6 protein-coding genes are annotated in these 9,647 nt (G+C 39.3%); 5 read left to right on the forward strand and 1 reads right to left on the reverse strand.

Translation table 11 applies throughout. The features are described 5' to 3' along the window. The first annotated feature begins 1 nt into the window (after position 1). Positions 2-2,425, forward strand: a complete 2,424-nt coding sequence (locus RYM16_RS03245) for a DUF3656 domain-containing protein (protein WP_314982280.1) — start codon at positions 2-4, stop codon at positions 2,423-2,425. After that, positions 2,379-4,817 (forward strand): endonuclease MutS2, encoded by a 2,439-nt coding sequence (locus tag RYM16_RS03250; protein WP_314982282.1) that lies wholly within the window; start codon positions 2,379-2,381, stop codon positions 4,815-4,817. The genes RYM16_RS03245 and RYM16_RS03250 overlap by 47 nt, the downstream gene beginning before the upstream one ends. 121 nt (positions 4,818-4,938) lie before the next feature. Here RYM16_RS03250 and RYM16_RS03255 read toward each other — a convergent pair whose 3' ends face one another. Continuing rightward, positions 4,939-7,029: a penicillin-binding protein 1A gene (locus RYM16_RS03255; RefSeq protein WP_314982284.1), complete on the reverse strand. Its 2,091-nt coding sequence runs from the start codon at positions 7,027-7,029 to the stop codon at positions 4,939-4,941. 159 nt (positions 7,030-7,188) lie between these two features. On the opposite strand from RYM16_RS03255, the gene tyrS reads away from it, so the two are divergent. The 3 genes from tyrS to RYM16_RS03270 all read left to right on the forward strand — a co-directional run bounded on the left by tyrS (position 7,189) and on the right by RYM16_RS03270 (position 9,472). Next, a complete protein-coding gene (gene tyrS, locus RYM16_RS03260) occupies positions 7,189-8,397 on the forward strand; it encodes a tyrosine--tRNA ligase (RefSeq protein WP_314982286.1) in 1,209 nt (402 codons plus the stop codon). Between the two features lie 218 nt (positions 8,398-8,615). Next, entirely contained in the window at positions 8,616-9,233 is a 618-nt protein-coding gene (locus RYM16_RS03265; RefSeq protein ID WP_314982288.1) for a CoA pyrophosphatase, read from the forward strand. Then, on the forward strand, positions 9,230-9,472 hold the full coding sequence (locus RYM16_RS03270) for a Zn-dependent protease with chaperone function (protein ID WP_296003775.1): 243 nt from the start codon (positions 9,230-9,232) through the stop codon (positions 9,470-9,472). The genes RYM16_RS03265 and RYM16_RS03270 overlap by 4 nt, the downstream gene beginning before the upstream one ends. Positions 9,473-9,647 lie beyond the last annotated feature (175 nt).

Genomic DNA, 9,647 nt, shown 5'->3' on the forward strand with positions numbered 1-9,647 from the left:
CATGGAATTATTGGCGCCTGCCGGTACGATGGAAAACTTTATGGCCGCTTTGGAATCTGGAGCGGATGCGATTTACCTTGGTGGTAAAGGCTTTAATGCCCGTGCTCATGCAGCAAACTTTGGCATTGAAGAGCTGGCTGAGGCTATTCGATTGGCTCACATTCTAGATGTGTCTGTATATGTAACAGTAAACATCCTCATAGGTGACTCTGAACTAACGGCTCTCGAGGCGTATTTAAAGGACTTAGAACGAATTGGTGTAGATGCTATTATTGTTCAAGACTTAGCTGTTGCTAAATTGGCACAACGAGTGGCTCCTAAACTTCACTTGCATGGCAGTACGCAGATGACGGCTGCTACATTAGATGCTGTTCGTTTTTATGAAAGCCTCGGTTTTACCCGTGTTGTATTGGCTCGTGAATTGAGCCTTCCTGAAATTGAACATATTTGTAAAAACTGTACAGCTGAAATCGAAGTCTTTGTACATGGTGCCTTATGTGTGTGCTATTCTGGTCAATGCTTGATGAGTTCCTTTATCGGTGGTCGCAGTGGTAACCGTGGTGCCTGCGCACAACCTTGCCGTTTGCCTTATGAACTATTGGATTCTTCTGGTACTAGTTTGCTACCTAAACACGAAGCCTATTTATTAAGTCCAAAGGATCTTAACTATAGTGAGCATATGAATGAGCTCGTAGCTGCTGGTGTTACGTCCTTTAAGGTAGAAGGGCGTATGAAAAAGGTTTCCTATGTGCGCCAAGTCATTGGGACCTATCGTCATATTTTAGATACGGCTCATATGGATGCTGCTGATGCCGATGCATTGGCGTCTGGGTTTAATCGTGGCTTCTCTACAGATTACTTAACAGACCATGTAGGGAAATCTATGATGACTGTTGTAGCTCCAAATAATCAAGGCAAATTAATTGGTAAAGCAGAGGTCAAAAAGGGACAAGTTCATTTGTACCTAACAGAAGCGATTGAAAAGGGTTCACTCTTAAAGGTAATGCAAGCTTCTGGTAGTATTACGTACTACCAAATTGATCAGAATTGGTCCTTAGTAAATGAAAAGCATTTTGTAGGTAAACCTGATGAAGGCTTTGCAGCAGGGCAAGTATTCTTAGCATCTACACCAAAATCTCAAAAGCAACGAGGCTTACAAGATTTTAGTGCTAAATTAGAGGTACATGGTTATCTATCTATTAATACGGATCAGGATACACCTTGTACAGAATTAACCTTTGTGTTGAATGATGGTCGTACGGTCACAGTATCTAATGAGTTTGAACCTGTTTATGCTAATAATAAACCGACTAGTTTAGAGAAGGTTACAGATCAAGTGGGTAGATTAGGTAATACATTGTTTACTCTAGCTTCTATGTCTATTCCAGAAGGTCCATATATGTGGCCTGCTAGTGTTTTGAATGCATTGCGTCGCGATGCAGTGGAGTCTTTAGAAACTCTGTTAATTACAGATCATGAAACTGCTTGGGCAGAACTTGCCGTAGAACCTCAAGATATGTCATCCCTAGTAGCTAAGGATACGATTCAGTACACAGAGCCTATGGTGAGTGCTCGCGTTGATGAATTAGATGCTGTGAAAGCTGCTATTGAAGGTGGTGCTAAGAAGATTATCTTCGGTGGTGACCGTTTACAACGCAAGCCTTATGAACTCAGCATTTACGAAAAGGTAGCTACCCTTTGTAAAGACCATAATGTGCTTTGTGTATTTGCTACGCCTCGCGTCGTAAAAGACGATGAAGTTGAGGTGTACATGAATACTCTTAAGGCTATAGTTGAGGCTCAACCAGATAGCATTTCTATTCATGTGCCACAAGCGTTATTATGGCTTCGTGATTTAGGGTATACAGGTGCTATTGAGGCTGATACAGGTCTTAATATATTTAATGGCTCTGCATTACAAGTGTGGGAAGATTTACATATGAGTAGCGTAGCGCCATCCTTAGAGTTAACATTGGCACAACTTGTTAACTTGCAAAAATCTACTAAATTGCCATTAGAGATAATGGTACATGGTTACACGGAAATGATGATTTCTGAATATTGTGCCATCGCAAGCTTTGTGGGCACTGGCAAGAAGGAAAACTGTCCTATGCCATGTGTAACCGAGGACTATGCATTGAAAGACCGTAAAGGGGAAGTGTTCCCATTGCGTACAGATCCGTATTGCCGCATGCACATCATGAATAGTCATGAAATGGACATGCGTGCCTATGTGCCAGAGTTACATCGAAAAGGGCTACATATTTTGCGCATCGATGGTCGACATATGGATCCACATCGTTTGCGTACAATCGTAGCAGATTATGTATCCATTCAAAATGGAACAAAAGAGGCTCCGCCTAAGAGTGTAGGTAAAGATGATACGCCTATTACAAGGGGCCACTATTTTAGAGGTATTTTATAAAAGAGGTAGTACATTGTTTAACGAAGATGTATTAGACTTTCACCATATAAAAGAACAATTAAAACAACACTGTAGTTCTACCATTGCTAAAGAATTAGCTATGCATATTGAACCCATGACGGATGCTAAAGCTATTCAAGAGAACCTTGATGAAACAGCAGAAGCCATGCGTTCTTTGCAAACTGAGGTAGAACAACCATTAGGTGGTACGCGAGATATTCGCGAATCCTGTAAAAAGAGTCGTAAAGACTTTGTCCTTACTCGTGAAGCATTGTGGGATATTTACTTGACTATTGGTGCTTATAAGCGGATGACAAAGTTCTTTAGAACAAAATATATGGAATATCCATTACTATCCCTATGGGTACAGGATATGCCGAATACAGATCGTACTGAAAACCGTTTTAAACGCGTCTTTGATGAAAAAGGGGAATTGCTTGATACAGCATCTCCTAAGTTGGCGAGCCTTAGAAATACGATTATTAAAACTCGTGAAAAGATTAAAAACGATATTCAAGCTATCTTACACGACAAGGATAATCAGAAGTATTTCCAAGAAACGATTATTACACAGCGTAACAATCGCTATGTAATCCCTGTAAAACAGGAATATCGCCAATATTTTGATGGTCTTATCCACGACCGTTCTGCAACGGGTCAAACACTCTATATTGAACCGATGCGCTTGGTGAATCTAAATAATGAATTACAAGAGGCATTGATTGGTGAAGAGCAAGAGGTATTGCGCATTTACCGTGAATTATCAGCCCTTGTAAAACAACATAGTAATGATTTGATGGATGCTTGTGAAAAGGTATCCCACATCGAATTTGTATATGGTAAGGCGAGCCTTGCTATTTCTTATAAGGGTGTACCGGCCATCTTGAGTACTGATAGAACTGTCAATCTCATGAGAGCTCGGCACCCATTAATCCCACCGAATGTGGTAGTGCCTACAAATATTCAATTAGGTACATCGTATCGTATTTTATTGATTACTGGTTCTAATACAGGTGGTAAAACAGTATCCCTTAAAACATTAGGGTTATTGAGTTTAATGAACCAATGTGGTCTATTTATTCCTGCAGACCACGGCTCAATGTTGCCTATATTCCAAAATATCTTTGCCGATATTGGGGATGAACAAAGTATTGAGGCTAGCCTTAGTACGTTCTCTGCTCATATGACACAAGTTATTTCCATCATTAAACATTGTGGCCCAAATGACTTGGTATTGCTGGATGAGCTTGGATCTGGTACAGATCCAGAGGAAGGTAGTGCACTTGCTGTATCTATCCTTGAGTTCTTCCGTAAAAAAGGTGCCCTTATGATGGTAAGTACCCATTATAATGAGCTTAAAAATTATGCGTACCATACGGAAGGTATTGAAAATGGCCATGTAGAGTTTGATGAGCGCACCTTAAAACCAACATATCGACTTCATATCGGTGTAGCAGGTAGTAGCCATGCATTGAGCATTGCGGCCCGTCTAGGCTTGCCAAAAGATATCGTAACGCGCGCTGCAGAGTATAAATCTCAATTTGGTAACCATGAAATGGAAGAAGTTCTTTCGGATTTGAATGAACAACTTCGTAAAGCGTCTGAACGTGAAAGAGCCTTAAAAAAAGAGCTCGATGAAACACGTCGTATGCGTGGCCAGTTAGAGAAGGAGAAGAAACAGTTTAACGAAAAACGCAAACAAATCTTAGCCAAAGCTCAAGCTGATGCTGAAGCTATGAAGCGCAGTTTACGTGTTGAAGGGGAAGCGATTATCAAGCAATTGAAGTCGCAATTCTCTGAAACGAATAAGGACAAACGTCAGTCCGCTATCAATGCGGCGCGTAAAGGCATCTCTAATGTTCATGTGCCAGATGCACCAGTTGATGATGATCGTAAGACCTTAACTGCGGAGGAAGTCAAGGTAGGTCAAGTTGTATTTGTAACGACCTTGCGTTCTTTAGGTACCGTATTATCTATGAAAGGTAATCGTGTAAATGTAGACATTAATGGCTTAACTGCAACAGTTAAGGTTAATGAATTGCAATCTACCACACGTGAAGAGGGCAATAAACTAGAACGTGAACAGAAAGCGGCTATGCCTAAAACACGAAAACGTATGGGCGGTTCTGCTGTACAACGTCAAAAAGAGGTGCGTACAGAAATTAACATCCTTGGTCAAACAGTAGACGAAGCAACTGTATCTGTCGGTAGATTTATCGATCAAGCCTTGCTAGGTGGCGTAAACCAAGTGCGTATCATTCATGGTAAGGGAACAGGTGCATTGCGTGAAGGGGTTCACCAATATTTGCGTACCTTGCCTCATGTAGCCCACTTTGAAACAGCAGGCTATGATGAAGGTGGTGCAGGGGCTACCAACGTAGTGCTTAAGTAACAAATAAGTCACTTGTACAATATAATAATAAGATCATATTTAGAATGGTATTTGAATATGGAACAAAAAAGGTAGTAAGTTCAAAAGAACTTACTACCTTTTTTAGACGTCGCTATTAGTATTAACGGTCTTTTTTAGATTTTTTGTTTTTCGATGAATTAGATTTTGGTTCAGATACTTCTTCCTTAGAAGATTGATCTTCTTCTTTTACTTTTTCATCTTTTTGTTTATCTTTGTCGTCTTTTTTATCTGCTTTATCGTCCTTTTTGTCGTCTTTTTTAGGTTGTACTTTCACAGGATTGAAATAACCTTCAGCGATTGCTGATTGAGCACTAGAAGGAACAGGGAAATCAGAAGCAGGGGTATTGGCAAGAGCATTTGCCATGAATTGGCCCCACATAATAGCAGGTGTGTCACCACCGGTGATGCCTCGTAATGTTTCCGAGCCATAGTCATCACCAATCCAAACGGCAGCTACTAAATCAGGTGTGTAACCAACGAACCAAGCATCCTTGGAATCATCTGTTGTACCAGTTTTACCTGCTGCAGGACGACCGATTGCGGCATTACCACCAGTACCGCCATTTATAACGGATTCTAGCATATTTGTAATGATTGCTACATCTTTTTCGTCTACAACGCGTTTTTCTTGGATGGAGTGTTCCTCCACCACTTGGCCGTTGCGATCAACAATTTTAAGGATTGCCGTAGGTTGAACTTTGATACCGCCATTAGCGAGAACGCCGTAAGCTTGTACCATTTCAAGAGGGGTAACACCATGTGTTAAACCACCAAGTGCTGTAGACAAGTTGTAATCTTGATCAGTTAGAGTAGAGATACCCATTTCTTTGGCAAGTTTAATAATCTTAGACATGCCTACTTCATCAGCAATTTTTACAGCTGCTACGTTACGAGAATGTTGTAATGCATAGCGATATGTAATATTACCTTCGAAGTCATTTTCATAGTTTTTAGGGCTCCAGTTACCAAATGTAACAGGGCTATCATCTACGATAGAACCAGGAGTTTTACCAGATTGAATAGCTGCCAAATATACAAATGGCTTCATAGCGGAACCTGGTTGACGTTCTGCTTGTGTAGCACGGTTGAAAGCGTCATCACCGCGACCGCCTACCATGGCTACGATGTAACCATTGTGAGGGTTCATTGCTACGATAGCACCTTGCGGTTGGTGCAAACCATTTTTATCAGTATAGAAGTCAGGTAAGTTTTGCATCGCTGCAACTGCAGCATTTTGAGCATCCATATCGAGAGTTGTATAGATTTTCAAACCATCTTTATAGATTGCATCATCGCCATATTTCTCAGAAACTTGAGCAATTACGTAATTGATGAAGTAAGACGCATTAGATTTTTCGTGGGTTTGCTCTTGTTTAGCCACTAAGCCTAAATCTGCTTGGCGCGCTTCATCAGCTTGCTCTTGTGTAATGTAACCGTATTTTACCATTTGGCCTAACACGACTGCTTGACGTTTTTTACTAGCTTCCAAATCGTTGAATGGGGAGTAGTAGTTAGGACTTTGAGGTAAACCAGCGATGAGAGCTGCTTGAGCAAGTGTCAATTGACTGGCATCTTTACCGAAGTATACGTGAGATGCAGATTGTACACCATAAGCACCTTGACCAAAGTAAATTTGGTTCATGTACATTTCAAGGATTTCATCCTTTGTGTAATGCTGTTCAATTTTAAGTGCTAATAAGGCTTCAGAAATTTTACGTTTAAATGTTCTATCTTGTGATAGGAACGCATTACGAGCTAACTGTTGAGTGATTGTGGAACCACCTTCAGATACGCCGCTATGTACGATGTTTACCCATATAGCACGCAAGATACCAATTGGGTCGATACCATGATGTGTATAGAAACGAGAGTCCTCTGTAGCTACAAAGGCGTTCTGTAAATCTTTTGGCACATCCTTCAATGGAATTGGCAATCGATTTTCTGAGGAATGAACCGTCGTAATGAGATTGCCGTGCACGTCATAAATTTGAGACGATGCAGAAGGTCGTACATTAGATACATCTGGTAGATTAGATAACGTGGCACTTATGAACCCACAGCCACCACCGGCTACGATGAGTACAAAGAGAAGAGCACAAATCCAAAATAGACGCTTAGGACTCGTTTTCTTCGGTGTAGAACCATTGCCGTTTGACCGGCGATTGGATCTCGAACTTGAGTTACTACTCATAGAGTCACCTCTTTTTTCTTTTAGTAAATATAACGTAAATTCTATTACGCAGTTATAAATATTATATCATAAATGGCTTAAAACCAATACTATATATATAATTGTGAAAGTTTTTAGATAATGGTATACTAGATAAATAGTATTTCTAGGAGGATTATCATGATTAGTGCTCAAGAACAAGTGCGCCAAATTAAACACGGCGTAGCAGATTTAATTAATGAACAAGATCTTATAAAGAAAATAGAAAAATCTATTAAGGAAAATAAACCTTTAGTTGTAAAATTAGGTTTGGACCCAACAGCGCCAGATATTCATTTAGGTCATACAGTACCGCTTCGTAAGCTACGCTTATTCCAAGAATTCGGCCATCAAGTAGTGATTGTTATCGGCGGTTTTACAGCACGTATTGGTGATCCGACTGGTAAAAGTGTAACTCGTCCACCACTTACAAAAGAAGAAGTATTGAAGAATGCTGAAACGTATAAAACACAAATTTTCAAAGTGTTAGATCCTGAAAAAACAATCGTCCGCGACAATAGTGAATGGCTAGAATCTATGAATTTTGCTGATGTACTACGTTTAGCAAGTTCTTACACTGTAGCACGTATGATGGAACGCGATGATTTTAGTAAGCGTTTCAAAGAAGGTCGTCCTATCGGCGTACATGAATTCATGTATCCATTGATGCAAGGTCATGACTCCGTAGCATTACAGGCTGATGTAGAATTTGGTGGTACGGACCAAACTTTCAACTTGTTAATGGGCCGTCATTTACAAGAGTTAGAAGGTCAAGAACCACAAGTAGTTATTACAATGCCATTATTGGAAGGCCTTGATGGCGTTCAAAAAATGAGTAAGTCTTTAGGTAACTACATCGGTATCGATGAAGAGCCAAAAGAAATGTACGGTAAAGCAATGTCCATTCCTGATGAATTGATGCTGCGCTACTTCATGCTCGTAACAGATATGCCAATCGAAGAGCAAGAGGACATGGAAAAACGTCTTGAAAGTGGTGAATTACATCCACGTGATGCTAAAATGTTATTGGCTCGTACCATCGTACGCTTATACCATGGCGAAGAGGCTGCTTTCGAAGCGGAAGAAGAATTCAAACGCGTATTCCAACAACGCGCGTTGCCTACAGACATTCCTGAGTATGCTATGGATGCGCCAACTGAACCAATCTTTGTGCCACAATTCTGTACAGATGCTGGTTTAACTGCCTCTAATGGTGAAGCACGTCGCTCTATTAAAGCAGGTGCTTTCAAAGTAAATGGTGAAAAATATACAGAAGAAAACCTTACCCTTGAAGAGGGCATGATCGTTCAAGTGGGTAAACGTAAATTTGTAAAAATTAAATTTAACTAATATAAAACTGTGATGGGGTGTAGAACCTCGTCACAGTTTTTTCTGTCTATTTTCTTTATAAGATTTTTCCCCTATTGTATCTATTAATAGTAACTCCCAAATTGACGTACAAGTTAATGTATAATGAATATAAAAGATAAATATAAAATACAAATTTGATACATAAAACATTTATACACATATCGTATAAATTTTACTATAAAGTAAGAGGACCATATATGGACAAGAAACTATCTAATTTCCTAGAAAAACGAGAACATACTGATCTTACCGACATTGATGTTATAACTGCGGCAGTAGCTGTACCATTATTAGAAATCGATGGGGAAGATCACATAGTCTTTACTGTGCGCAGCAATAAGCTACGTCGTCAACCCGGTGAAATTAGCTTTCCTGGTGGCCACTGTGAACCTAATGATAAAAGCAGTGCTCATGCTGCCATGCGTGAATGCTCTGAAGAACTTGGAATTAATCTAAATCAAATTGAATTACTTGGTAATTTAGATTGTCTCGTATCTGCGATAGGTGTCAAATTATATGCTGTAGCAGTACGATTACATACAAGCGATTTAAAACCAAATCCTGATGAAGTAGGAGAAGTGTTTACCGTACCTTTACAATATCTTTTAAATATGAAACCTACAGTAGGTCATCTAGACATCGCTACAAGACCATTGAAAGATTTTCCATTCCATTTACTAGAAGGCTACAATATCGATTGGAAAATTAGACAAAACTACTCAGTCTATTTCTATCCCTATGAACAATACACCATATGGGGACTAACTGGTCGAGTGCTGAAAAACTTTTTAGATATATATAAGGTGGTTAAATGAAACCTGAATTTTTTCCATGGTTTTGGATTATATATGTGGCGTATGTTTTATATAAGAGATATAAAGAAAATAGTCGTTTAGAAAATTATGAAATTACACTTGCTATATTAAGTTTAATAGCTGTTTGTGGTGGTTATTTGTTAACACTATATTTCAACCTTAGTGATACCGGTATATTTTGGGTTAATTTATCTCTTCTTCTGAGTATTATTCTGATGAAAATGGTATTTGGAGTATAAGAAATGGAAATAATAAAATGGATTGGGTTCAATACAATTCCTATAGGTATAATAATATCTATATTTTTATTAATTTATGGGAGAATAAGACATATTAAATATTTGGATCCGGAGGTTCCATTAGGACGTTTACTGTTCTTTTTTGGGAATATATTTGCACTCGGTATTGGATTTC

The sequence above is a fragment of the uncultured Veillonella sp. genome (assembly GCF_963524655.1).
Classification (GTDB): Bacteria; Bacillota; Negativicutes; order Veillonellales; family Veillonellaceae; genus Veillonella.

What these genes read in the sequence shown, in the direction of transcription:
- RYM16_RS03250 (WP_314982282.1), top strand. Translation starts at nt 2,379, where the DNA reads ATGATACGCCTATTACAAGGGGCCACTATTTTAGAGGTATTTTATAAA.
- RYM16_RS03245 (WP_314982280.1), top strand. Translation starts at nt 2, where the DNA reads ATGGAATTATTGGCGCCTGCCGGTACGATGGAAAACTTTATGGCCGCT.
- tyrS (WP_314982286.1), top strand. Translation starts at nt 7,189, where the DNA reads ATGATTAGTGCTCAAGAACAAGTGCGCCAAATTAAACACGGCGTAGCA.
- RYM16_RS03265 (WP_314982288.1), top strand. Translation starts at nt 8,616, where the DNA reads ATGGACAAGAAACTATCTAATTTCCTAGAAAAACGAGAACATACTGAT.
- RYM16_RS03255 (WP_314982284.1), bottom strand. Translation starts at nt 7,029, where the DNA reads ATGAGTAGTAACTCAAGTTCGAGATCCAATCGCCGGTCAAACGGCAAT.
- RYM16_RS03270 (WP_296003775.1), top strand. Translation starts at nt 9,230, where the DNA reads ATGAAACCTGAATTTTTTCCATGGTTTTGGATTATATATGTGGCGTAT.